We start from the raw sequence: 23,676 nt of genomic DNA on the forward strand, positions 1-23,676 counted from the left end.
GTTCTGGCACCAGCGTCAGCTCGTAGCGGCAGCGTTGCCAGTCGGCCAGCAGTTGGGTGTGCTCCGGCTTGGCGTAGCCGCCGTCGACGGCGGGTTTCAAGATGGAGATTTGCTGGGTTGCTACCGACATACGGCGCGATTTCTCCATCTGTGCCACCGATTCAGCAGAAGGCTGCTCAGGTTCGGCCAGAGTTGGCATGCCGTCAGGGGAGTTGACGATGCGCAGGCCCTTTGACTGCCCATCAAAAAGCCTATCGAACTGCTCTTTAGATACTTCAACATCATCAGGTTGAGAAGCGTTAAATGACGCCATAGATGGTGACCAAGTATATCGCTGCATCAATCAAACCCCCTTCCCGAATGTAAACCAGAAGAAACCATTCGCACCGCTAGCAATTCCGTTTGAATCCAAGTAGAGCTGCCTACACCTGAATGAGCCCGCCACCCTAGTCTGGTCGTCAATAACGGTGGATTGCAGACCCGTTGGAGAGGATGATTGGAGATGACCGAACATGGCGACATAGCTATCAGCAGCTGGGTACGAGATGGGAAAGGTTATCGTGGTGAACCCACCAGAAGGCGCTCCCATGCCTCCCTGTATTAACCACCCACCCAGCCACGACGGGAGACGAAGCGCCATTGCTCCGGTCGTTGCTACCATAGAAAATCCATGCTTGGCTTTTTTTGGTGTTAGTGCGACATCATCGGCGCTGCCCGCTTCAACCTGCTGTTGCGTTGCTACCTTGAGCATTCCACGCAAAGACTCGCTTGCCTGAATCACCCATCCCCACAGAGTTTTTACCGTAACCACTGCTGCCGCGCTCGCTGCAGTGGAGTCATTCGTTTCATCCTGGCTGGCAAGGCGGGTGAAGCCCTTGAGCTGTTCGCTGGCGTCTGGGTGGTTGCGGCTGGCCTCGTGTGCCTTCATAACCCTGGCCAGCTCCTCCTTGCTGACAAGTACCACAGAAGGATCGATGGTCGGGGTGAGCAGCTCGCCGTTGGATGGGATAAACCGCAGCTTGTAGATAAAGCTCTTTGCCTCGCCACTTGAATCGACCGGCTTCCAATCATCGCTGACCCGCCGATAGGCATACAGGATCCCGTTCCCCTGATCGATGAGCTTGCAGCCTATTTCACGGATCATGTAGCCCGCGCCGTTGATCGCATCATCGGCGGGGATGTAGCAGGTTGCTACCCACTCACCAGGGTTCTTATCGTCCTGCTCTACGATGGCAGGGAACTGCTTTAACGGATTGATCAGGCGAGTCCTGGTGATGGGGCTTTCGCTGTCCGGGAGTTTTCCGTCACCGATTTCGATAAACCCTATGGTGACCGGGTATTTCATCTGCTTGGCCAGCGATTCAAACTGCTGACCAGCTGATGTTACATAGCCTCTAAAATCAGCCACGATATGCCTCACTGTCTGAAATTACGTATGTTTCTGCCTGAATAGCCAGGCCGGGATAAAAGAGGCTGTCTGATGGTTGCGCCTTGAACGGCACACAGTCAGAGATGACCCCTGTTTCTGCGTAAACGGCCACACCTGCCGTCACATCGGCACTTCTGACCAGCCGTATATCCACGCTGTCTCTGGCTGCTTTGTAGGTCGCCACTCGGCGAGACACTCGCTGGCTCAGCTCGGCAGTCAAGCTGCCTGACTCAAGGCCAGCTTCCACCTCGATCACGAAGGGTCTGACGCGACGCACAGAGCAGGAAAATCCGATATCGGTCACCGCCCTGGTGATTCCCTCAAGCGAGCATGAGAGGGACTGCAGCGGGAGCGCGCCGGCCGTTGTTTTTCGCTTGGCCATGAGGGTGTCACTGGCAGACCAGTCAGATACCCCACGCTCGATAGCGAGCGATGGCAGGAACTGCTCCGGGGTTTTAAGGCCATCAAACAGCTGAGGAAGTGGTGCCTTGGCATCCACCTCGCCAATCATCTGATCCAGCGCCTGCTCGATGGCCATCTGCAGGGCGCTGCGGTTATCTGGCTGGATGCTGTCAGTCATAAACCACCTCAACCGTTACCCCGGTGCAGTAGGGAGCTTCGCTCACGGCACAGGTCAACGGGGCGAGTGGCTCAAGCAACTCGACCCGTTTCACTGTCTGGTGGCCATGGGCAATGGCGTAGAGGCGGCCAGGGTCGATCACTCCCTCCAGCTGGCGAGCACCTTCGGCATAGACCTCCAGCTCGGCCTTGATGGGTGCCGGGTTGATGAGGCCACCTGGGGAGTTGCTGCCATGGAGCTTCATCCTGATCTGATAGGGGCGAATGGTCGGTTTCTTTACTGTCACCACATCCGATGCGAGCGAGATAGATGGCCGTTTCATGTAGGCATTTGCATACGCCAGCAAATCATCTGACGGCGTACCATCCCCTGCTCTTGCCAGCAGCCAGCAATCAACCAGACCAGACTCTGCCTTGGCCATCTTGGCGCGGCCATCCTTCACCTCGCCAGAGCGGGAGCCTGTCGGAAAGTCGTAGGTCATCACCACCCGGTTAGGCTGAGGAGAGGTGACCGTGATGGTCGGCTTGTCGCCCAGCGTCATCAGGTGGAAGCGGTAGGCCAGCTCGGAACCGGTGGTCGCAAATCCGAACGGTGCCAGCAGGCAGCGGGTCAGCAGGTCTACGTCCGATTCCATCTCGTCGGGAATGGGCGGAAAAGCGCTTGGGTTGCCTTTCTTTATCACCTGCCGAGTAAGGCCGAAATCGGCAGCGCGGGCATCAAGGTTGGTTCCCTTCGCCCACAGCATCAGGATCTGGCGAATCTTCTCATTCAGGCGCCGTTCGCGGTTCACCACCACCATGGCGCATGCCTGGGCGATGATGCTGGCCAGCTCGGCATCGTTCTCCAGCGTCTCGGCAACCGCGCTGGTATCGTCAGGTCTCATGGCCATCACCCGTTCAAGGATGATCCCCTTGATAGCGGCCAGCACCTGCTCGAACCCGTCCACTTTCAGCACATCAGGCTCGGGGATGCGGTCAACTCTGGGGTTAAATACGCTATTGGTCATAGAGGGACTCTTACGGTGATATCTGCGCCTTGCCAGCTGCCGTCGATATGGGCATGCAGGCCATCGCTGACGATTTCAAACTGGATGCGGGTAGCCTTGAAATCGAGCACGCCGTTAGCTGGCTCCAACATGGCGTCAAACATCGCGGCTTTGACCTGCAGCACAAGTGCCTGATTCGTCAGGCGGGCCAGCGCATCAGGCACATCGCTGCCAAATAGCCGGCGCCTGGCTCTCGCAGCGCGGGGTGTGGTGAATACCTGGAGCAGCCGGCTGGCCAGTTGCTCCGTGCCGCTGATAAAGCGGCCCGTTCGTCTGTCCATTCCGAGCATGTGGCCTCGCTTACTGTTTCTGGGATGTTTTGGGGCCGCCGCCGTGGTCGTGGTCATTGTAGATATTGCGGTCTGCACTCATTGAGCGGGTGGCGTCGCTCATTTCACCCGTCGAGTGAACCTCATTGGTAACGAACTCGACCCCGCCAGGCGCGGTGACTGTCAGCTTGCCGGTCTCCTTGTCCCACTCTTCCATACCAAGGGCGCCAATCTTTCTGATGACCTTGTTCTGGTCACTGGATGGGAGAGGGAACTGGTCAGAGGGGATGCCGACCAACGCAATCGAGCTGGTGTTGCGGTCGCCGGAGCCATAGTTGAGCACCAGCGCCAGCTCGCCAACGCTGGGTGTTCGCCACTCGATCACATCGCCTGCCGCGCAGGCAAACCACTTGATCGGCGGGGTTCTGGCCTTGCCGATGGCGATCACCACTCGCTGGCCGACGACTTTGGTCACCGTCCCCATCTGAATGGCATTGCGCCCACGGCGGGCGCCGGTCTCCAGCTCAGCTTCAATATCGGAGATCCTATCCATCAGAGGAGCGAGCATGCTGGATATCAGCTGTTCAATCATGATCACCCCACCGGATGATAGGAGTTAGGGTCGTCAGGGTTCACCGGGTTAATGGCAACAGAGATGCCACGTCGAATTTCGCCAGGCCCATCAGATAAAGACCGGCCGAGGTAAAGGGGCTGCAGCCACTGAACCCCCCGCGATTCCACCCCATCTATACCGAGCAGCCAGCTGGTGTCACCGTTGACCTGTATCTGCGGCATGCCGACCTGATCCGAACTGACGAGCAGTACGTCAGGCTTGCCAGCTTCTGCCGCCGGCTCCTTGAACAGGGCTCGCCGCTCCAGCAGACGCTCAACCTCGGCGGCCAGGTCCAGCGCCTGCAGCAGCGCGTTTGGTTGCCCCTTCGGGATGATGCAGTGGGCGGTGATCATGTACTGGTGGTTATAGCGGCCATCGTTCTGGCGCTGGCCAGGGTGTTCATCCTCCCACTGGAGCAGGATGGTCGGGGCGGTGATCTCCACCTTTCCCCACTCGTCGTATGCCTCGATGGCCAACCCATCGACCAGATTGGCGCGCAGCCGCTCAACCAGAGCAGCGTGATACTGGCTGGGGGTGGTGATGTCGTATTTCATGGGAAACCCTATCTGGCGCCGCGAGGGGCCTTGCTTGAACTCATGATGCTGTTGCCTGCACTGCGGGCGCTGCCGTTGCCTTTGCGGTCAAAAAAGCCATCCCAGTAAATGCTATTGGCTCGACCGCGCAGGTCTGTCTCGAAGTGGCGCAGGAAAATATCCGGCATTCGCTCCAGCACCTCATCCTCGATCTTGACGATGATGTCGTCAGGGATCGGGATAGTCAGTTTGGTTACCGGGTATCGTTGGTCTGTCTCGCGTTGCATATAGACCTTGCGGCCCCTGCGCACACTGACGAACGCCTTGTCGTAATAACTGCCCCTGAACATCAGGCCGCCCCGGGTTTTCTTCGGGGTTCCCTTGAATGCGTTGGGGCTCAGGTCGTTCATCCCGAACCAGAACTTCATTTCCGCCATATCTGACGCTGCAGGGCGGATATAGGTTCTGACACGGGCCTTGACCGACTTCTGGTTGCGCAGCGCCAGCTCTTGCTGCAACACCTTGCGTGATTGCGACATAACGCTCTGTTCAGTCCGCCTCATAGCCCGGTTGAAAGCAAGCGGGATCGCCTTCGGGTCAAGGTCAGCGAACTGGTCGATGACGGCTGCGAGGTCTGCATCGTCGATAAACAGGTACATCACAGCCGTCACCTCATATGGTGGTCTTGCTAAAACGGGGGCCGGATCCAGCAGGCAGGTTGGCGTCACCGGCCAAGCCAAGCATCAGCACAGTCGTGGTGGCGTCGGTGTAGTCGAGATCCACAACCCAACGGGTGCCGAGCGGGGTCTCAACTTCTGCCCCCATCACATCCTCCCGGCGCAGCCGGTTTTGCAGAACCGTCAGCACCCCTTGCTCGCTGGCCACGCGCACCCCGCGAGGGTTGCTGCTGCCAGTGGGCACCTTCGCCTCCTGCTGGCTTGTGTCCCAGATGGCCGCAATCTCCATACTGGCACCGCTTTTGAGCAGCAGGGTATAAGGGGATGCCATAGCCCGGTTAACCCGCGCATCAAGCCGGACTGTAAGGCGATCAAAGCGGCTCATTACTGAACCAGCAGAGCTTCGGCGTAACCGCCGGCACCGCTGCTTACCAGCTTGCCGAAGTCGTCCGCATCCTTGGTGGTGTCCGCGACCAGCTTGGCGCCATCCCACTTGACGGCAGTACCGACAGCAGTCAGCGTTGTATCGCAGGGGAGAGACCAGACACCGGACAAGGCGCCGGTGAACTCTACGCCAGCGGCAGCGGTCTCCAGCGGGACAACCGTCAGAGAGCCCATCTTGATCGGCTTGCCAGAAAATACGCCGCCTTCCGGGGCGATAAACGCCATCTGATTACCGGCACAAACAAAATTCTTTGCCATGTTGTTATTCCTGTTTTTTGCCAAAAAGATGGCCCGCCAGATGGCGGGCCACTCCCATTACTTGCCGCTCGACTTGACCAGGCCGCGATAGTCGAGAGCAGAAACACCCGCGTCGATGCGTACTTTGGTGGTCACGCCGTCAACGGTGAAGCCTTCCTGCTGCTCAATCCACGGGGTATCCATGCCATCCAGGTAGGCAACCTCGATAGTGTCGCCACCCTTGGCGGCCAGATACCACTCAGTGGCGCTGGCATCGGAGAGGCGCGGCTCGCCGATCACCTCAGCGAACCCTTTGAGCGGGTTGCTGATACCGGAGTTGGCATCGGCACCAGGAACGGAGGAGCTGTTGATCAGCTGGGCCGCAGTATCTTCCAGCTCAACCGGCGCCAGGACAAAGCCCGGGCGGATGTTGAGGGCACGGCCCGGCTTGTCATTGACGCCGAGCGCCTTCTGGCTGCGCATCAGGGTCTTGGCGGCAGAGAGCGCCTTGATCGCCATGGCAGAGTCTGCACCGGTCAGCAGGTTTTTGTGATCGGCGTGGAACAGCGTTTTACCATCCGGCATCTTGACGTTGCCGGTCAGCACCGCATAGACCAGATCGCCGATGGTGCCACGGGCAGCCGCACCGAACAGCTTTGGCAACTCAGTCAGCATATGGAGGTCATCGTTGATGATGGCCTGACGAGTGATGGAGAACAGCTCGCCGTAGGTTGCCAGCTGGATGGTGGCGCCAGTGTCATTCAGGGTGACATGCTTGTACTCAGCCCCTTCACGGACACGGCGCAGGCTGGGGATATCGCTGATGCCAATGCGGTTGGCCACTTTGAAATCGGTCAGCGTGCCCTTGCGCGTCCACTTGTCGAAGGTCTCTTCGGCACTCTCCCAACCCTGCAACACCGACTTGTTGGCCACATCCAGCAGGATCTTGCCAAAGTCAGAACTGGTATGGGTGAAGGCCATCCCCACGAATGCCATCGGAGTCAAGCCGCCGGTCGAAATACCACGACCCTCGAGAGAGGCTCGCGCCAGCTCGCGCAGGTTGTAACCACCATAGCGGTTATCAGACTCGGCCTGTGCATGACCGCAACGGGCCAGCAGGGAGGCGCGAACGGAGTCACCAATCAGGTTGCCGTTGCCAGCGTGGATATGCACGGTGGAACCCAACGGGCCGGATTGGCTGGCCGGATTGCCCAGCGCCGCCTTGATCTTCTCTTTGGCGGCGGCGGCAGAAATATCCATGTTTGCCAGGCACTCAGCCTGCAGCTCAGGGAAGCGGCCGCCGGTCAGGGCAAACAGATCCTGAATGTCGTTGCGGCGGGCCTGCTCCTGCAGCTTGAAGGCCGCAACAGGATCATCGCCTGCAGGAGCGGACGGCGCGGGCGCGGGCACAGTCACAGCAGCGACAGGGGCGGGATTAGCCGGCGCGGGTGCTGTAGCGCCGGCGTTTGCATTGGCGCCGAACATCGCTCGGGCCGGGGTCGGGATAGAGTTGAAGTCTTTCATTTTGTTCTCGTTAACGTAGGCGGCTGCCGAGATCGGCTCTTCCAGAACATCGACAAAGCCGAGCTCTTTAGCCTGATGGCCATCGAGCCAGGTTTCTGCCGACAGTAGCGCGGCCAGCTCCTCGCGGGGCTTGCCGGTTTTCTTCTCGTAGGCGTTGAGCAACAGCGCCTCGTTGCGGTCTAGCCAGTCGGCTGTATCTCGCAAATCGTCAGCGTTGCCGACCGAGCCAGACCATGGTTTATGAATCATCACCCAGGCATTGCTCGGCATATGCACGGTGGCATTGGGCAGGCAGAGGATCACAGAGGCCATGCTGGCTGCCATGCCATCGTTCCAGATGTCGATTTTGCAGGTGAGGCGGGCCAGGGTGTTGTAGATGGCAAAACCGTCCATCACATCACCGCCAGGGCTGTGAATGTGCAGTCTGATTTGCTTGGCACTAAACACACCGGCAGCCTTGCAATCCGTGATGAATTGCTGGGCAGATATACCCCAGTAGCCGATCACGTCGTAGATGTAGATCTCGACGGTTGGCTCCGGGGCTGACAGGGCGTTGATGGTGTACCAGCTGCGGTTGCTCTGGTTATCGGCTGCGGGTTGTTCGCTGGCGGCCGCCGCTCGCGCTGGCATCAGCGCGGTATGGATCGCCGCTGTCAGGGGGTTGGTTTTCACTGGGTTGTGCTCCTGGGTCATTGGCCGGGTTGGTATCAGTGACGATGTTGTGTTGCTTGGCCCACTCCAGCTCTGAAACCCGCTGATCGCGAACCTCGTCAGGGTTTTTGTTGCGAGCGCGGATCCACTCGGTTTCTGTTCCAGCGCCGCCCCGAATGATTGCCCGCCATCCTTTAGCCTCACGCTCAGGGTCAATCCATGGCATGACTGGCGCCAGATAGATGGCATCAAACAGGGTTTTCATATCCAGCTCAGGCGGGAGCTTGAGCGGGTCTTTGCTGCGCAGGGTCTCGGCCAGCAGCCAGTCCCGAAACACGGGACGAGACCAGCGGGCCACGAACTCATCCTGCAGCACGGCGAAACCTTCCCACCCCTCGACCAGCTCCTGCCGCTGGGCTGAATAGGTGCCGTCATAGTCGCGGGCCACGCTGGAATACTGGCTGCGGGTGCCGGCGCAAGATGAGCGCAGCTGGCCAGCTCGCCAGATATTCAGGGCAGTATTTGGCCGGTTTGACTGGATAACCCCGACATCCTCACCGGGGCGAAGATCGTCAAATGTCATACCGGGGGAGATATCAATCATCCGCTTCTCTTCCGGCGGCGAGCCATCTGGCGGCGGGCTATATCCCTGTGGGTCCTCTTTCTTGATGAAAAAGGCGAGCGATGCACTGATGCGAGCAGCAACGCGCTCTGCCTCCTCCACCGACTTGAGATCCGCCAGACGGGTGATTACCCCGTGCAGCAGCGACACGCCGCGCAACTGATGCAGGCGCTTGCGCAGCGCCAGGTGATACATCTCGCTGGCGTCGATCTCCTTGGTGCGATAGCGATAGCCCTGCATCTCGCCGGGGTGATCGAACATCACAAAGTAGGATTTCGGGCGGCGCCAGTCATCGAGCTTGATACCCTGCCTCACCCCATCCGCTATGCTGCTCATGTCGAACGGGATGAAATCAGGCTCCAGCACCTCAACCGAAAAGGGGGTATCCGAGTGATGCTGATATCCCTTGATCGTGCCAAGCAGGCGGCGGCCAAACACTTCGCCATCCCGCAACCAGGTACGACAGACCAGCCGCTCCATGGCTGGGCGGGTGAATGTGCCGGTGGTTTCAGGCTTGAGTGACCATGCAGCCCATCGCCGGCGGATATCCTTGGCCAGCGCATCAAGCAACTGGCCATCGACAGAGCGGGGCTGCGGTTCAATCTGGATGCCCTTGGCGCCGACAATTCGCTCCTCCATCTTGTCGAGGAGACCAATCACGATGTCGTGGTTTTCGTCCAACGATCTCGCTTGCTCGCGCAAGCTTATCGCAGACTGCTGAACCGCCACGTTAGCCCCGCGTCGTTCCCGCTTGGCCTGATGGGTTCTGGACGGCATAGCCGCCTCATACGCCATCAGGCGCAGACGAGCGCGGGCGCGATCTGCGGCCCACCCTGGCGAGATAAACCCGAGCAGCTTGTTCAGTGCGCTCATGAGAACCTCGCCAATGCAAACGGAGACCGGCGGGGAGAGGCCGCATTGGTGCGCCGTGTCTCCCACTCTTGCCGGCCACGGCGGATCTCGGCGAGATTTTCAGAGGTAACGGTGCGCCCCTGAAAAGTAACCACCTTGCCGGCCAGCAGATCCCGCTCGGCCTGCAGGTACAGCTCGATCATGCTGTCGATATCGCTCAGCTTCACAGCCAGCCTCCTGATTTGGTGCCGAGCCAGCTGTTTCCGCCGCCAGTTTTATTGGGTGGCGGCCTTTTGACTGGCGCGGATTGGTTGATGGTGGTGGGGCGCTCTCTGGCAACCAGGCGCCAGCCTTTGTGCTGGACACCAAGGCGCACGGCGGCCAGTGAGTAACCGGCGCAGTCGGTTGGTTCGTTGCGGGCGCCGGATGGGTTAACCCAGCGATAGACGCGGCGGCCCTTGATAAACTCCAGCCGCTTGCGCTCACAGGTCAGCCCCTTGAAATAGATCTCATCCGCCCACTCAGCGACAGGGTGGTGCCGGTAACCAGGCAGCGGCCCAGATAGCGATGCAGGAACATCTGCCAGGCGAGCGTAGATGACGTCCTTGGCGGTGTCGGTGCCGACCTCTGACAGGTAAACACCCTGCCTGTTTTTCTTGCGCGGGAAGGTGATGATGGGTTTGCCCATCACCGTGGCCCCCTTGATAGGGATGTATTTGCGCGGGTTGCGGCGGCAGAACTGATAGACCTCGTCGGTGTAGTGACCACCCGAGTCAATCAGAACCAGGCCGATATCCATCACCTCACCGTTGGCTTTGATAAACTGGCGCGAGAACTGCTCGTGCAGGCGATCCCAGATCTCGGTGTGCCCGAGGTTGCCGTACAGGCGCTGGTAGTCGAGCACCCAGTGCTCCTCCCCCACGCCCCAGCCGGTGATCTCGAACTCGAAGCGGTCATCCTGGGTATCTGCCCCGACAGTGATATAGAGCACTCCGTCAGGGACGGGGTGCGGCCATACCTCGCGGCGGGCGGCGAGCGCCTCCCACTCCAGTTTCTCGCCGGTCTCCTCTTCCCAGGTCTCGCCCAGCGTGGTGTTAACGAACGTCTTGAGCTTGCCCTGGTCATCCTTCGCTTTGAGGAAGTCGGAGACAATGCGCACCCATGTCGTAAGCGGGCTGTAGGCCGTCCAGATATGGAAGGTCACCGACTCGGGCGGCGGGATCGGCTGGTCGTCACTGTCGAACCAGTCGATGGAATCCCGCGTCCAGATGCCGGTGCGCTCACAGATCCAGCGTTCCACCGTCTCGTAATCCATCTCATGCTGACGAATGGCGCAGCCATTTGCCTCGCACAGATAGAACGCCGAGTTGTGGTTGTTACCGTCCCACTTGATGCCGAACTCGGCATCGGGGCCGCCCCACTTGAGGTACTGCTCGGCATGGCAATGTGGGCACTTAACGTGATAACGCATCAGGTGCTGCGATTCGCTGGCCGCCCGCTCTATCTGGCACTGCCCCGCAATCTTTGGGGTAGAACCACGGATTGATTTGGGGTGGGTCGAGCCCTCCATCCGCTTGTCACCGAGGAACGTGGGCGAACCCTCGTGGTCGATGTCAGCATCGAATGCGGCCAGCTCGTCATAGATACCGAAGTCGGGAGAGGCTTCTCGGTAGTTTGCAGCTGCTTTACCACCCCGGATCTCTAACCCTCGCCCGTTGGCGAACCGCTTGAGCTCCAGCGTGTTGTCTTTGTGCTTCTTCCCATACCAGGGCGCGAGCGCCTTTAGTCTGGGGACATCACGGATCATGGGATCAACGTGCTTTTTGACGAACTTTTCAGCATCACCATCAGTGGGATGCCAGATCAGCCCGTTGCGCTTTTTGTGCTCCAGCAGGTAAGCGGCCACACCGAGCAGCATCTTGGTGTAACCGACCCGCGCCGACTTGACGAAGTTGACCTCTCGAATGTCGTCATTGGCCATCGCGTTGATGATGGCCACCTGGAACGGCAGTGATTTCCACTTCCCCTCCTGATATGACCCCTCGACCGACAAGTAATATTCTTCATTCATCCACTCGTCAGCAGTCTGCACCGGAGGCTTTTGCAGAGCAGACAAACCCAGCTTTACTGCGGCCGCCAGGCTACTTACTTGCGCTGTCGATATATTCATCCAGTAACTCCGGCAGCAAATCACCCAGTGAAGCCGCCTTATTGCTAGCCTCCACTAATTCGCGCTGGATTCCTTCGATGTGCTTGGTCTGCAACTCTGGGTAGCGGCGGCGCATCGTTAGCGGGATGGTATCGAACAAGCTGGAAATCTTGGCGGCAATCTTCGACAGCGCGAACGTTGCAAACTCGGTAGGCACCTGATGGCGCTCGGCGATCCGGTTCTCGCGCTCGGCCTTGTCGGCTTGCTCCTTGGTGAGGCGCCAGCGCTGGTAGTCCAACTGATCCTCATCCATGTCTTGAGGATCTGTTGGTTGGTGTTTTTGGATCGCGTTCTCGATCCGGTTATCCACAACCGAGCGCACATCAAAATAAACGTTGCGCCCGATCTTTTTTACTGGCTTAACTCCCCACTTATCAAAGGCTTGCACCGAGATCCCCAGGCTTGCAGCCATGTCGGATTTTTTCAGCCAGCCAGGCGCAGGGCGATCCTTGTCTGATGGCTCTGACATGAAAACAACAACCTCACTTCTTGGGGTTTCATATGTAGTGAAATCATGCGGGTATTCCGACCCGTGTGGCCCGGGGGGCCGGGGGAGTACCTTTCACCCAGGGGGTGGTTGTGGTGGTAGGCCGCTGCTGCTTAGGGCGAGCGAACCCGCAAGGCGCTAGCATTGGCCAGCCACTCACAAAGGCATGAACTCCACCAGGTTGGTTCCCCTCCCTCGCTGTCCGTCAAGGTTAAGGAGTTCATGCCTTTGCGTTAGGTGAGGCGCTGGCATCACAGTCGAGCCCAAAGGTTCAATCATGTCTGATGCTGCTTGGTCGCCGGTCAGTCAGCGCCTCGGTACTCATTGCTTGATGCACTCGCGTACATCTGTAATCCAGTTCGCCAGCTCGGCTTGGGAATCAGGGGGCAAATGCACCCACCCATCAGGGCTGGTCATCCACACCAGCCTCGGGGGCGTGGTGTAGCAGCTGGCGTTCGGCGCTGGTGCCGGGGACGTACACCCCAGCAGCAGGGCCGAAGAGGCCAGCAAAGGCAGCAGCGGGAGCCGCTTTCGCCTGCTCCCGCCTGGTGTCCTGCTCGGCATAATAGGCCGCCTCACGGGAGCTTTGGATTTGCTCGGCTACCAGCAGGGCGAGCCGGGTCAAGGCGCTGGTCAGTACCGGATCCATTCTTCGCACTCCCCCAGTTCGCCGCCAGCACATCCAGCACGGCCAGCACTGGCCGGGGCAGCTTCTCCCAGAACGCCTGCGGGATGGCGGCTCGCAGTTGCGACCACACCACCAAACAGACACCAACAACAGCAATCCACTGCAACGCACCGGGGCCAAACACCTGGTGCAGCAGCTCAGCAATATTCAATTCACCCATGCTTACCTCACGCCATATCAATGCCGGTCAGGAGCAGCTCGGCACTATACGGCTGGATGCCGTTCTCATGCTTGATGATGGACTCGACAAGCAAGAGCATCACCGCCCTGTCGGCGATGTTGATGGGAGTGTCAGGCTTGACGCCCAACGCCTTGGCCACTTGATCGACATAGGCGGAGGTCACGTTCTCACTGGGCGGCGCCCAACGGTTGATGACTTCCCGCACCGTGTCGATCCCGGGGCCTCCGACACCAGGCAGGCCATCCCGCTTGGTGTAGTTCTTGAGAACCCGAGCCATTGCCCGGATGCCGTACTCTGGACTGATAAACCGGCAGAACCGGCCATCACTCGGCTTGTCCTTGTCCAGCCCTTGCCACGGGTTGGATGCGTGATAGTCGATATTGCCGGGGTTGTTGTTGCGCAGGCCACGCAGCTGATGGAACAGCTTTGCCATCATTCCTCCTCTTTGCGCTGTTTGCGCTTGTCCAGGTAAACGAAGATGTCGAAGAACAAGCGGCCGGTGATGACCAAAAGACCCCCGATGCCGACCACATCATTGATGGCAAGCTCAGGGATAGGAATGTCAGGAAGCTTTTCGGCGGCAGATACCGCCTTAGACCAGAGGCTAACCAAGATTCCACCGCCGTAGGCGATGCACTGGCCGGCATGGCGGTGGAGCAGATCGAGCATAAGGCACCATAAAAAAAGGCCCATCAGCGAGATGGGCCTAGAGCGCTCTGGGATAAAGAGCATTGGGACGAGAATGGCGGCTGCAACTACACCACCATGACGAGAAAGGTACATCGGAGGGCCACACAAAACAACACTATCTGTAACTTTTTTCTACTAACTGTAGCTTTTGAGACTTAGATCACCATTACACACAGCAGCAAAAAACGAAATGTAACGGCAAAAACAGGGGTTGCCTTCTCTTCTCTGGTGAAGGCACAAAAACGCCTGTAGGCTGCGCCCTGTCTCGCATAGCGCGGCCTGTCAACAAACTTTGGATCTAGGGATGGTCTAAGGGTGGCGGCGCTCATTTTCGGCTGCAGGAGCCCTCTAGGATGCTAAACCTGTTTGAAACCTTGCACTCACTCCAATCCGTCCGTCATCCTGACGAACTCGCGGCAAAAGTTGAGCGGATAGTCAGGGGCCTTGGCTTTGACTATTACCGCCTCGCCATCATCATTCCGCTTAGCCACCAGAGGCCGCTGGTTCGCATCTTCAACAGCTGCCCGCCTGAATGGATAGACAGATACAACCGCCTCGGCCTTATCGCTGTTGACCCTGTCATTGCTGCCGCCCAGGTACAACTCACCCCAATTCGCTGGTCAGAGCTACGAGCGGATGAGCGGGCCATGACAGTGATGGATGAAGCGGCAGGATTCGGGCTGCGCTCGGGTGTCTCCTACCCACTGCATGGGCCACGCGGCGAGCGCGGCGTTCTCAGCTTCATCACCGAGAAACACCATCCCGGGCTCTATATCGAAAAGGCTGGAGAGCTCGCGCTGGTCGTGCCGTTCGTGCTTGAGGCCGTGCTCAGGCTATGCCGGCCTGACGATAAGCGAACCCTCAACGGGGCCGAGCGGGAATGCCTGTTTTGGGTCAGTGAAGGAAAACGGTCTGAGGAGATAGGGATCATCATGGAGATCCCGGAACGAACGGTTAACTATCACCTCAAGCAAGCCTGCAGAAAGCTCGGGGCAACAAACCGGTTTCAAGCGGTAGCAAGGGCCGTTCAATCTGGAGAGGTGGCGATCACCCTGGACAAAACAACGGTGATCGACCATCAAAGGGGTTAATCAGGCGCCTCGGCCAGCCGCAACGCGGCCTCATTGACCAAAGGGCGAAGGGTGTCAGGTATCGCATCGAGCGCTGCGAGCAGCAGGGCGCTGAGCTCACCGTTTGATAGGTTTATCGGGTCATCGGCAGGAATACCGAGATGGGATGATTCAATCATGGCGACAGCTCCATAGATGCCATGATCTGATGATAGCCGGGTATCAAAAAGCCCGCTGATGCGGGCTATTCGATACGGACGATTTCGACTGGTTTGCCGCGCAACCTGCGGGCCTCCTTGGCGGCCTCTTCGGCGGTGATACCATCCACCAGGTAATGACCCCCGCCACGGCTTGGGGTCGTCTCGCCCAGCTGGGCTTGTGAGTCGGCGAGCTCAAGCTGAACCCGCTCTGATACCCAGCCATGCTGGCGAGGATAGACGGCAATCCGGCAAGCGGGCGCATCGGTAACGGCCTTCTCTACCAAATCGTTAAACACCTTTCCCATGTCATATCCCCTTATTTACCAGCTTCTAGTTTATTTTTTGCAGAGGTAAGAAGTTGAATGGCAGCATCCACCTCACTTAACGAGGCAGAAATAAACTCGTTCCTATCAACATCATGGGCAGTTTCATACTGCGCCTTTACCAACTGACCCATGTCTTTGTATTTCTGCACACCTTTCATCATCGTTATGGCCAGTGTCACAGCCATCCACTCTTGATCAGTCATATCCACGCTCTTTTCCTCGATCAGTTCAGCTTTGAAGCTTGGCTTGGCATGGCGTTATCACTCAGGGATTCACTGGCTTGCAGCTGGCGATACGCGGAAGCCCACTCACCTATAATTTGAGCTGACCTAACAGCCTCATCCCTCAAGGAAGAACGCTCATTTTCTGGAATTGAAAGCAGGTCATCTTCATCTAATACGGCGATTAATCCATATAGAAATCCCATGCTAAAGGTCATTTCTTGGTTACGTCTGGATGAAGTCTTGCTTTCATCAGAAAGCGCTACCTTTATTTTGTCGGTATGCTCATTAATCATTTGCAATACCTTTTCAGCTGAATCTTTCATTTTTTCCTCTATCTCTTGATCAGTTTTCGATATGGCACCATGACAGCCTTTATCAGGAGCAGCGCCACGAACAGAACCCAGTTCCATGGGAACCACCACACCCAACCGTGAGGGGTGATTTCCTTGCCGCCGATATACACCGGCAATCCATCACTCCACCAAAGGGATCCCCACTTATGAAAGCGGTAGGTCTTGGCCATCGTCTTACCCATCATACTCAGGAAGCTTCTCGAACTGGTCTTGAGTGAGCATCACGGTTTCAACCTGATATGGCTCATCAAGGTTCTCACATACCCCTGGCTGCTCATCTGCAGGGACGATGAAACACCCCATATCGCACGTTATGCGGGAGAACTCGAACTGTTTGAAGTCCTCGCAGCGTGGGGCGTGGAGACTTGGAGGGAAGCGGCCATCTTGCGTTTCGGACAGGTCGCGGGCCATCGTCTGACAGTTGCACATGATTTTTTCCTCTAATAAGTCTTGCCACCAGAAAGGGTTCGATTTTCTCGCTTGTGGTCTGCCCGCTTGGCGTTATAGGCCAGCTTTTCACGAATGGCCCCCTCGATGTCGAAATGGTAAGCCTCTGCTACCGTCAGACACATATCGATCAGGAAGTCATATTCAACTGGCTGGCGCAGGATGCGATGCCCCATATCGTGGATTTCGTTACCCCAAAGTTTCGATGCCAGCAGGCAGTTGATGCCTGTTAAACCCAGGTGTTTGACTGCCATGGTGGTGTGGCCTGTCACCATGTGGACGAACGTGCCAAGGTATGAATCTCGGTCAACAGTCAGTCTTGGAGAAAAACGCCAACCATAGCGACCAGCAAAATCCAGCGCCCTGATCATGGTATCGGCCAGCTCAACCTCCGCCATTTTCCGGTTCGGCAAGTGGTCATCCATCAACCCTTTTCTATCGCCCTCTGTAGCCTCGGCAATCTCGGTATTAACCAGTTGAAGGGTCTGGAACGGGCATCTATCAAGGTCATCCCACCAACCTATTTCTCGGTTTTGCTCGAATATCTCTACTGCTAGCTGATTTATCACATCGACTTGCATAAATTGCCTCTCGTTTTTGGTTTAATGCCGGTGCCAGCGGTTAACTCGTTCCGCTGGCAAGGGGCTGGGTGGGTTCGTTGGTAGCGGCCACCTGGCCCCGTCTCACTTCAAACTACTCGCCTTATCAGATCACCCAGGCGCACAGGATCGGTGTCGCACAGGGTCTTGATTGCCTTGATGCTGGTCATGCCAAGGATCTCCCCGATATGCCGCTCATCAATGCCTTGGCGCTTCAACTTCACCGCCAGAGTTCGGCGGCCAGATTGAGAGGTTGCCCCCTCAACCCCTGCCTGAGCAAACAGGCGGCTTATCAGGGCCGTCAACTGGTCGGCCCGATAGCTCACCCGCCCGCCCCGCTCCACTCTCGTCAGCTTCAACGGCAGGCCGTTACGGCCAGAAACAAACAGAGCACTGCGGGGGTCTAGCCCACGGTATGCGGTCACCTGGCCAGTGATGCCATGACCACGCCGGATCCGGTCAGCCAAATGCTCATCCACTGCCTTAATCAGCTTCTGATTCACCCAGCACAGCGGGCGGGCGCGACCATTGAAAGCAATCTCGGCCCTCACCACTGTCTCGGCCAGAGGCTCACCTGCAGGTGATAGGTAGTCGCTGACCAGCAACTGCGATAACTCAGCTGGCTTCATGCCCGTGCCAAAGAAGCAAAGGAGCAGGGCAGCATCCCGGGATCCATTCTCCTTGCTCGATGCCCGAGCCACCGCCACGGCGTGGGCGAGCTGGGCATCCTCTACAACTATCGCCTTTTGCATCTATGTTTAATCTCGAAATGAATCACTAGACATAGAGACTATAGCAAAAAGAGGGGGCCATCAAGGCCCCTGTCTCAATTATGTCCTGTTGTTCACGGAAAGTTAGACGAACGCTTTGTTGACCTCGCGCTCGGTGGCAATCCGGGTCACCTTGCCACAGTGCTCACACTTGCAGCGGGTTTTGTTCTTGGTGACCTCAACCAAGTTGCGCAGCTGCTCAAGGTGGCGAAACAGGCGGTGCTCACTGTCGGCGAACCGCTGGATCACCCACATCGGGTTAAGCTGCTCACCACAGATGCCGCACTTCACATGCCCGAGCTGGTCGTCGAGGATAAACTTGTTGTGCTGGCACTTGCGGGAGAACCGATCAACTACCTGGATGACCTTATCCGTGGCCATAACGGGTTCATGTTGCATTGCAGATCCTCACTCATAGCAGCGGGCCTCTTATCCACAGAATCAGTGGAGAAGCGGCCTGACTAGCTGTGTGTAAAAAATGCGCTGGCCTTGCGCAGAGCCAGCAGGATGGGGGATGGACTGGGCGGGTAGAAGCAGGGCGTTATCCCTGCCCCTCTGGCACGAAACCACGGGCCGGTGATGATGCCAACGCTGCCGGCCTGCAAGCCATACTCAAAGTGGTACACCTTGCCACAGCGACAGCATGGCCAATCAAGCTGGCCTGTTTCATCCCGCTGGCCCATATGGCCGCCAGAGAAGACATGAGCGCACTTGCGCTCACGTCTGGCCTGCAGCAGTTCCTCAAGCGAACTGGGCATAAAGCACGATGCCGATAAAGATGGCAGCGGCGATAAGGTTACATGTGCGATCAGATATCATGCGTTTTCACTCCTTCTGAAAGAGACGGAAGCGATGACACCATCATCACCTCGTTCCATTACCAGCTCGTAATACGGGGTAATTGCCCCCTCGCCGACCTCATCAAATTCAGGGTGAGCGGCAAATACTTTCGCCTTGTTGCTGCAAAAGTTGCTCTCGATGTGCAGCACGATCAAATCCTTCTGGATGACAGCCATCTCCGCATAATGAGACGGCCAGAACAGGACTGAAGGCACTTCAAAAATACCGATTCGCCTTTCCATCGTGTTACTCCCCCATTTTCCCTTCGCAGACAGAGCCGGCAAACCAGTCCTTATCCCCACATTTCACGCAACGCTTGAGCGAATCATCCCACTCATGCTGCTTTTGGTCTGGGCGGCCCCACAGGCAAACAGGGCCATCCTCTGTATCGTGGATTGACAACATCACCCACGCTTTGCCGGCTGGGGTCTCAGGCTCCCAAGCTGAGCAATCGCCCTCAGTCTCACGAGCGAAATACGCCTCGACCACATCCTCCGGCGCATCTTCGTACATGAAAGACCAGCGCAACTCATCCATACCCATGGATGATAGCCAGGCACGCACTTCATCATCTGTTCGCTCATCGGACGGGGTGCCAAATGCCGGGTGAGTCCAGAACCCAAGCTGGTCACGCACTACAGGAACGGCGGTAATTACTGTTTGTTGTGTCATGTCGTGATTTCCTCTATCAAGCGGCTCTGGGGCGGCGGGACTCCCGCAGCTTCTTGCGACTGCTGGTTCTGGCCATGGCCACGCCAGCGATCAACCTGGTGGTTTGCTTTAACTCGCCGGTGGCGTGGTGCAGCCCCAGCTTGCTGACCACCGCATGTTCAGCCCGGGTAACCAGCATCAGGTTTTCCGGTTCGCAATTGGTCGGGTCATTGTCGTAGAACCAGATCACATGACTCGGCGGGATGGGGCCGTGCTCGCGCTCCCATACCACCCGATGTTTGAGATCCCAGCTGGCCGGCTCGGCGACCTTGATCTCGATATACCCATCAACAGTGACCCTCTCGCTGCCAACCGGGCGATGGTTAACCGGCCCCCCCCCTTTCTTGAAGCGGGTAAGGGCTGATTTTCCGCCCGGGTCGTACCCCTTGAGACCGGCATTCCAAGGGGCCGACCCCTTGGCAAACTGGCCGGTTCGGCCGCTCTTGATGCCATGATTCTTGATAAAGGCCCGGATCTGGGCCTCGGTCATAGCGGTGGCAAACTCGGCATTGAACAGCGGGGTGAGCTCGCAGATAGACAGATCCTGGTACTTGCGTTCAATCCAATCCCGTTGCGTCTGGTTGAACAGCCGCAGCTGGCCCTTGCTGTTGCCAGGCTTGCGGCCGCAGGTAAAGCCGTTGTTCTTGATGCATGCACGTATCTCGGTCTGCGTCTTGGCAGTGCCGAACACGAAGTTAAACATCGAGGTGGTATCTTCCAGGCTGCACTCTTTGAAGGTCTCTGCCAGAAAGTTGAGCTGCTCGGATGTATAGACAAAACGGCTCATGGCTTTGCCTCCAGCATCGATGGCAGACGGTTCCCCAGCTGCAGGTCTCGCACAGCGATCTGCGCATCGAGGGCCAGGCGAGCGTTGTTGACAATCTGGCTCGATACGGCGGTGATGGCCTTGCTTCTGGCGATCTCATCCTTGAGCTTCTCCGAATCAAGGCTCTCATCGCCGAGGCGCTCAAGCTGGGCAAAGAGGTGATTATTCAGGTCAGTAAGTTTGTTTTTCATGCTGTGTCGTCCCTAACTCAGATGGTTGTGCCAAGGCGATGAAGGGGAGCGGTTTGCTCCCACCAAGTCGCCACCGTGGCGGCCTCGCTGGTGCAGCCATCTGCGCACAGAAGCCAATAGAGCTGGCGGATGGCGCCAAGGGCCAGCAGCTCACGAACAACATCGCGGGAACCTCTCGCCTCGCCACCTGCTGAGTCAAACTCCCGCAGGCAAGCATCAAACTGGAGCATCAGTCGATTGCGGGGAGGCTGTTCTGCCAGGGCGGCAGGGCCCGCCATCTCATCATCAAGGTGCGATTCATGCTGTTGCATAGGTCACCCCATCACGCTGCTTGCTGGCTTGAGTAGCCGTTGTAATCGACCGGTTCCATATCCGCAGGATGCACCACCCCACCCTGCAGGCTGTTGACCTTGAACAGCCAGTTATGGGCGAACTCCTGGGTGGCCGCACTCGGTTTCAGTCCGCCTTTTGGTGACTGGGCCAGCACGGTGCCATCCTGCTCGTTGTAGTAGAACAGCGCGGCACGGCCGGACTGGTGCATATAGAGCAGCGAGCGACCCTCGAAGGTGCTGCCATCCTCGCGCTGCAGCTTGGTTTTTTGCGGCCAGATGATCAGGTGATGCTCACCGTTGTGATAAAGGCCGCTGCCGGTGTCGTGGGCAAGCTGACGCTGCAGCTCGTCTATCTTGGAGTGAGCCTCGATCGTCTGGCGCTGAGTGGCCGTGAGGTCGTGGCGGTACTTGCTGTTATCCTGCTGCAGCTGGCGCAAGCGGGCCTCTTTATCTGCGTTGCCATCCTGCAGGCGTTTAACCTGCTCCTTTAGCTTCTTGAGACCAGCCACGCCACCATATGAGGCGAGCACCTGCTGCAGTTGAGCCAGCTGCTCCTGCAGGCGGGTTTTCTCCCCCTTGAGGGCAATGATGTTATGGGCAATGCGTTCGGCCTCAAGCGCGGCAGAGCGGCAGAGATCATTCTCCTTCTCAAGGTCAGCAATGCGGGCCTGCAGGTCGAGGATCTTGGTATGCTGGGCGGAGGTCTGAATAGACAGCTCATCCCGCTCCTGTGACACGTCATCCAGTTGGCCGGTCAGGTCATTGAATCGAACAACAAAGGCACTCAGCAGCTCATGCGGCTGGGCGTTTTCAAGGGCTTCGACGGTGCGATTAGTCGTGCTCATTTGATTACTCTCTGATTACTTGTTTACAACCACCCCGAGAACGGGGATCACATCTTGCGGGGCCCTCCCGGTCATCACCAGGAAGCGGCGCCACACACCATAGGGGACGGTACTTTTGCCTTGCTTGAACTCCCGTACCCTCCTATCACTCGACAAGCCGAGCAACTCGGCCATTTCCTTGTCAGAGCCATAACCGAACAGCTCCTTAAATTGCTGGAAGTAGGCAGCCACCAGATCCTTGTGTGGCGGCTCCCACCCCTCCCGCTCACGCAGCAGGTGAGTACGTGGGTAAGCGTTCTCATCTACCGCCAACGGCGCTCTCATCACCTTGGCATCCAGGTTTTTGTTCATGGTCGCCATGGCCTCTTTCTGAGATGCCAGGAAAACCATCAATTGCTGTTCAGCAAGTCCGGGTAACTCGATTTTCATACTCTCTCCTTTGCTGGCCGATATGCCGGGGGCTTTCGCCCCCGGGATTATCTCGGTGACAGCTCGATGGTTCGAACGTCAGAGACCTTGATATTGACCAGGCTCAATGTGCCCGTGGCCAGCGCCTCCCAGCGTTTCGACTGGTGAAGCCACATCATGCAGTAGTAGAGGTAATCCGGCAGGAGGATGTCCGTTCGGGTGACCTTTACGCCGATGTGTTCCGGGTTGTATTCCCGAGTTGGCTGGCCGCAGGTTTTTAAAGAGCCTCGACGCACTAGCCAGAAATCAGCCTCGGGATAGTGGGTCTTGATGGTCGCTACATCACTCAGTCTCATCTCGTTTCCATCGGTGGCATCAACTAGCCGCCTCTGAATTCGAGTGGCTTTCTGTGTGCCACCGTTGAGAGCAATATTAGGCGGATTCCGCCTAACCGTCAATCATTTTAATATTATTTTTATATTTAAATCATATTACATTAATACCATTAATGCCGTTTGCATGGGTTGCAAGCCAGGCGTGATAGGTGACAAGGGCCGCCCGCATCAGGTCGAGTAGGTCGCTCTGCACATAGGTCTTGGCCAGCTTGCCAGGGCTGTGATTGAGCAGGGCCTCACCGATGTGATAGTCGGTGCGCTGCTCCGTCCAGCGAGTGCGGGCCAGCTTGCGCAGGTCGTGGGCTCGCCACTGACGGTCAGAGACGGCAGCTACCCAGCGCGTAGCCTCCCTGGCTGACAGTTGTCCGATGCGATGAGGGAACAGGTAAACACCCTGGTAGCCGTTGGCCTGCTGCCAGCGGCGATAGGATGTCAGCAGCTCCACAGCAACGGGGGTAAGCGGCAGGGTGTGATCACAGCCGTTTTTGGTGGTACTACCCGGGATGTGCCACATCGCCCCATCACCAACCAGATCGAAGTCACGCCAGGCGGCGCGTCGGGTCTCGCCGATACGGGTGCCATGCAGCAACATCAGCAGGCAGAGCGCCCTGGCCGGTACGTTTGCGGCTGGCAGAGAGGCCAGCACGGCAGGGGCATGACTGGGGCGCAGGCGGCCAGCAGTGATGCGGGAACGGGTCGGCACGATCTCGCAAAAGCGCAGCCCGAGAAGGGGGTCGGCATCGAGCAGGGTCAGGGTCAAGGCCAGTTTGATGATCGAGCGCAGCAGGCTGTATCCCCCGCGCACCGTCTCGAGCTGGTAGCTCGCTTGCCAACTCATCACGGTCTCATCAATGGCGCAGCGGCTCAGCGCCAGCGGCTTCTCTCCCCAGATGGGGAGCAACTGCCGGCGGATCTGGCTGGTGATGCCATCCCGCCGGCTACGGGAGAGGCGGCGATCCCCCTTCACCCGCTCCAGATACCAGCGCAGCATCTGGCCGAACGTGGCCCACTCCCCGATCTTCTCGTGAGCGTCAGGGGTAGCCACGACCGAGGCGATAAGGCGGGGCATCTCTTTGAAAAAGGCATCGGCCGGGGTAACCGGCCAGGTGGCCAGCTTACGCCATCTAGGCTGGCCATTGTGATGACCGACATAGATATAAGAGGCCCGGTCACGGGCCTTGTGATAGCGCAGCAACACCGGATAGCGCGGGTCTTTCAACTCGCGGCAGAGGGGGTTCTCTGACTGACGCCGGATCTCGGCGTCAGTCAGCTTGGCGGTAATGCACTTGGGGCTGCAGGTCATTGCCGACCCTGCAGCAGATTACGTTGAGCCTCACCGGCAGCCTTGAGGCGGCTAAACGCCCATTTCACCAGGGAGATGCCTCGAGCGATAAGAGATGGCTTTGGC

The 23,676-nt window shown here is 57.9% G+C and carries 35 protein-coding genes; 1 reads left to right on the forward strand and 34 read right to left on the reverse strand.

The features are described 5' to 3' along the window. From BS300_RS21260 to BS300_RS20355, 18 genes are all read right to left on the reverse strand, one after another. The coding region (locus BS300_RS21260; RefSeq protein ID WP_158025287.1) for a tail fiber assembly protein at nucleotides 1-313 on the reverse strand (313 nt) is incomplete at its 3' end. 30 nt (nucleotides 314-343) lie between these two features. After that, complete coding sequence (locus tag BS300_RS20275; RefSeq protein WP_071914950.1) at nucleotides 344-1,408, reverse strand: phage tail protein; 1,065 nt, start codon at nucleotides 1,406-1,408, stop codon at nucleotides 344-346. Continuing rightward, the gene (locus BS300_RS20280; RefSeq protein WP_071914952.1) at nucleotides 1,401-2,009 is read right to left on the reverse strand and encodes a phage tail protein; all 609 of its coding nucleotides are present in this window, start codon (nucleotides 2,007-2,009) and stop codon (nucleotides 1,401-1,403) included. The genes BS300_RS20275 and BS300_RS20280 overlap by 8 nt, the downstream gene beginning before the upstream one ends. Continuing rightward, nucleotides 2,002-3,015, reverse strand: coding sequence for a baseplate J/gp47 family protein (locus tag BS300_RS20285; RefSeq protein ID WP_071914954.1), 1,014 nt, complete (start codon nucleotides 3,013-3,015; stop codon nucleotides 2,002-2,004). The genes BS300_RS20280 and BS300_RS20285 overlap by 8 nt, the downstream gene beginning before the upstream one ends. Beyond that, nucleotides 3,012-3,344, reverse strand: coding sequence for a hypothetical protein (locus tag BS300_RS20290; RefSeq protein ID WP_071914956.1), 333 nt, complete (start codon nucleotides 3,342-3,344; stop codon nucleotides 3,012-3,014). The genes BS300_RS20285 and BS300_RS20290 overlap by 4 nt, the downstream gene beginning before the upstream one ends. Nucleotides 3,345-3,354: 10 nt before the next feature. Further along, nucleotides 3,355-3,915, reverse strand: a complete 561-nt coding sequence (locus tag BS300_RS20295; RefSeq protein WP_071914958.1) for a phage baseplate assembly protein V — start codon at nucleotides 3,913-3,915, stop codon at nucleotides 3,355-3,357. Nucleotides 3,916-3,917: 2 nt separating this feature from the next. Continuing rightward, nucleotides 3,918-4,490: a hypothetical protein gene (locus BS300_RS20300; protein WP_071914960.1), complete on the reverse strand. Its 573-nt coding sequence runs from the start codon at nucleotides 4,488-4,490 to the stop codon at nucleotides 3,918-3,920. 8 nt (nucleotides 4,491-4,498) lie between these two features. After that, the gene (locus BS300_RS20305; RefSeq protein WP_143241867.1) at nucleotides 4,499-5,128 is read right to left on the reverse strand and encodes a phage tail protein; all 630 of its coding nucleotides are present in this window, start codon (nucleotides 5,126-5,128) and stop codon (nucleotides 4,499-4,501) included. A gap of 13 nt (nucleotides 5,129-5,141) precedes the next feature. After that, entirely contained in the window at nucleotides 5,142-5,477 is a 336-nt protein-coding gene (locus tag BS300_RS20310; protein WP_143241868.1) for a hypothetical protein, read from the reverse strand. Between the two features lie 53 nt (nucleotides 5,478-5,530). Beyond that, nucleotides 5,531-5,848 carry a capsid cement protein gene (locus tag BS300_RS20315; RefSeq protein ID WP_071914965.1) on the reverse strand — a complete coding sequence of 106 codons (318 nt, stop codon included), beginning with the start codon at nucleotides 5,846-5,848 and terminating at the stop codon, nucleotides 5,531-5,533. A gap of 57 nt (nucleotides 5,849-5,905) precedes the next feature. Next, the gene (locus BS300_RS20320) at nucleotides 5,906-8,023 is read right to left on the reverse strand and encodes a ClpP-like prohead protease/major capsid protein fusion protein (RefSeq protein WP_239693848.1); all 2,118 of its coding nucleotides are present in this window, start codon (nucleotides 8,021-8,023) and stop codon (nucleotides 5,906-5,908) included. Then, on the reverse strand, nucleotides 7,935-9,497 hold the full coding sequence (locus BS300_RS20325) for a phage portal protein (RefSeq protein ID WP_071914967.1): 1,563 nt from the start codon (nucleotides 9,495-9,497) through the stop codon (nucleotides 7,935-7,937). The genes BS300_RS20320 and BS300_RS20325 overlap by 89 nt, the downstream gene beginning before the upstream one ends. Continuing rightward, nucleotides 9,494-9,703, reverse strand: coding sequence for a hypothetical protein (locus BS300_RS20330; protein WP_083593563.1), 210 nt, complete (start codon nucleotides 9,701-9,703; stop codon nucleotides 9,494-9,496). The genes BS300_RS20325 and BS300_RS20330 overlap by 4 nt, the downstream gene beginning before the upstream one ends. Continuing rightward, nucleotides 9,700-11,547: a terminase gpA endonuclease subunit gene (locus BS300_RS20335; RefSeq protein ID WP_071914969.1), complete on the reverse strand. Its 1,848-nt coding sequence runs from the start codon at nucleotides 11,545-11,547 to the stop codon at nucleotides 9,700-9,702. Before BS300_RS20335 ends, BS300_RS20330 begins: the two co-directional genes overlap by 4 nt. A gap of 70 nt (nucleotides 11,548-11,617) precedes the next feature. Beyond that, nucleotides 11,618-12,154 carry a terminase small subunit gene (locus BS300_RS20340; RefSeq protein WP_071914971.1) on the reverse strand — a complete coding sequence of 179 codons (537 nt, stop codon included), beginning with the start codon at nucleotides 12,152-12,154 and terminating at the stop codon, nucleotides 11,618-11,620. 421 nt (nucleotides 12,155-12,575) lie between these two features. Further along, a complete protein-coding gene (locus BS300_RS20345) occupies nucleotides 12,576-12,821 on the reverse strand; it encodes a hypothetical protein (protein WP_071914973.1) in 246 nt (81 codons plus the stop codon). A gap of 206 nt (nucleotides 12,822-13,027) precedes the next feature. Next, on the reverse strand, nucleotides 13,028-13,477 hold the full coding sequence (locus BS300_RS20350) for a hypothetical protein (protein ID WP_204378249.1): 450 nt from the start codon (nucleotides 13,475-13,477) through the stop codon (nucleotides 13,028-13,030). Beyond that, complete coding sequence (locus BS300_RS20355; RefSeq protein WP_071914975.1) at nucleotides 13,474-13,710, reverse strand: hypothetical protein; 237 nt, start codon at nucleotides 13,708-13,710, stop codon at nucleotides 13,474-13,476. The genes BS300_RS20350 and BS300_RS20355 overlap by 4 nt, the downstream gene beginning before the upstream one ends. 374 nt (nucleotides 13,711-14,084) lie before the next feature. Here BS300_RS20355 and BS300_RS20360 point away from each other — a divergent pair, with 374 nt between their 5' ends. Continuing rightward, nucleotides 14,085-14,822: a LuxR family transcriptional regulator gene (locus tag BS300_RS20360; protein WP_071914977.1), complete on the forward strand. Its 738-nt coding sequence runs from the start codon at nucleotides 14,085-14,087 to the stop codon at nucleotides 14,820-14,822. Here BS300_RS20360 and BS300_RS21310 read toward each other — a convergent pair. The 16 genes from BS300_RS21310 to BS300_RS20445 form a co-directional block, all read right to left on the reverse strand. Beyond that, nucleotides 14,819-14,980 (reverse strand): hypothetical protein, encoded by a 162-nt coding sequence (locus tag BS300_RS21310; protein WP_158025288.1) that lies wholly within the window; start codon nucleotides 14,978-14,980, stop codon nucleotides 14,819-14,821. The two genes, BS300_RS20360 and BS300_RS21310, sit on opposite strands and share 4 nt — an antisense overlap. Nucleotides 14,981-15,045: 65 nt before the next feature. Beyond that, nucleotides 15,046-15,306 carry a hypothetical protein gene (locus BS300_RS20365; protein ID WP_071914979.1) on the reverse strand — a complete coding sequence of 87 codons (261 nt, stop codon included), beginning with the start codon at nucleotides 15,304-15,306 and terminating at the stop codon, nucleotides 15,046-15,048. 11 nt (nucleotides 15,307-15,317) lie between these two features. Continuing rightward, nucleotides 15,318-15,530, reverse strand: a complete 213-nt coding sequence (locus BS300_RS20370) for a hypothetical protein (RefSeq protein WP_071914981.1) — start codon at nucleotides 15,528-15,530, stop codon at nucleotides 15,318-15,320. Nucleotides 15,531-15,550: 20 nt separating this feature from the next. Further along, complete coding sequence (locus BS300_RS20375) at nucleotides 15,551-15,961, reverse strand: hypothetical protein (RefSeq protein ID WP_143241869.1); 411 nt, start codon at nucleotides 15,959-15,961, stop codon at nucleotides 15,551-15,553. A gap of 383 nt (nucleotides 15,962-16,344) precedes the next feature. After that, entirely contained in the window at nucleotides 16,345-16,932 is a 588-nt protein-coding gene (locus BS300_RS20390; RefSeq protein ID WP_071914991.1) for a hypothetical protein, read from the reverse strand. A gap of 107 nt (nucleotides 16,933-17,039) precedes the next feature. Next, the gene (locus BS300_RS20395) at nucleotides 17,040-17,702 is read right to left on the reverse strand and encodes a tyrosine-type recombinase/integrase (protein WP_071914992.1); all 663 of its coding nucleotides are present in this window, start codon (nucleotides 17,700-17,702) and stop codon (nucleotides 17,040-17,042) included. A 102-nt stretch (nucleotides 17,703-17,804) separates the two neighbouring features. Beyond that, entirely contained in the window at nucleotides 17,805-18,101 is a 297-nt protein-coding gene (locus BS300_RS20400) for a hypothetical protein (RefSeq protein WP_071914994.1), read from the reverse strand. Nucleotides 18,102-18,535: 434 nt separating this feature from the next. Then, a complete protein-coding gene (locus BS300_RS20405) occupies nucleotides 18,536-18,802 on the reverse strand; it encodes a hypothetical protein (protein ID WP_071914996.1) in 267 nt (88 codons plus the stop codon). Between the two features lie 4 nt (nucleotides 18,803-18,806). Beyond that, complete coding sequence (locus BS300_RS20410; protein WP_071914998.1) at nucleotides 18,807-19,232, reverse strand: hypothetical protein; 426 nt, start codon at nucleotides 19,230-19,232, stop codon at nucleotides 18,807-18,809. Between the two features lie 16 nt (nucleotides 19,233-19,248). After that, nucleotides 19,249-20,058 carry an HNH endonuclease signature motif containing protein gene (locus BS300_RS20415; protein WP_083593565.1) on the reverse strand — a complete coding sequence of 270 codons (810 nt, stop codon included), beginning with the start codon at nucleotides 20,056-20,058 and terminating at the stop codon, nucleotides 19,249-19,251. After that, on the reverse strand, nucleotides 20,055-20,288 hold the full coding sequence (locus BS300_RS20420) for a hypothetical protein (protein WP_071915000.1): 234 nt from the start codon (nucleotides 20,286-20,288) through the stop codon (nucleotides 20,055-20,057). The genes BS300_RS20415 and BS300_RS20420 overlap by 4 nt, the downstream gene beginning before the upstream one ends. Nucleotides 20,289-20,305: 17 nt before the next feature. Next, nucleotides 20,306-20,599, reverse strand: coding sequence for a hypothetical protein (locus BS300_RS20425; protein WP_071915002.1), 294 nt, complete (start codon nucleotides 20,597-20,599; stop codon nucleotides 20,306-20,308). Nucleotides 20,600-20,610: 11 nt separating this feature from the next. Beyond that, nucleotides 20,611-21,465 (reverse strand): hypothetical protein, encoded by an 855-nt coding sequence (locus tag BS300_RS20430; protein ID WP_071915005.1) that lies wholly within the window; start codon nucleotides 21,463-21,465, stop codon nucleotides 20,611-20,613. 15 nt (nucleotides 21,466-21,480) lie between these two features. Further along, complete coding sequence (locus BS300_RS20435) at nucleotides 21,481-21,894, reverse strand: hypothetical protein (protein ID WP_071915007.1); 414 nt, start codon at nucleotides 21,892-21,894, stop codon at nucleotides 21,481-21,483. 47 nt (nucleotides 21,895-21,941) lie between these two features. After that, on the reverse strand, nucleotides 21,942-22,229 hold the full coding sequence (locus BS300_RS20440; RefSeq protein ID WP_065392515.1) for a hypothetical protein: 288 nt from the start codon (nucleotides 22,227-22,229) through the stop codon (nucleotides 21,942-21,944). 130 nt (nucleotides 22,230-22,359) lie between these two features. After that, entirely contained in the window at nucleotides 22,360-23,571 is a 1,212-nt protein-coding gene (locus tag BS300_RS20445; RefSeq protein ID WP_071915010.1) for a site-specific integrase, read from the reverse strand. Between the last annotated feature and the right edge of the window lie 105 nt (nucleotides 23,572-23,676).

The organism is Aeromonas sp. SCS5 (genome assembly GCF_001887375.1).
Lineage (GTDB): Bacteria > Pseudomonadota > Gammaproteobacteria > Enterobacterales > Aeromonadaceae > Aeromonas > Aeromonas jandaei.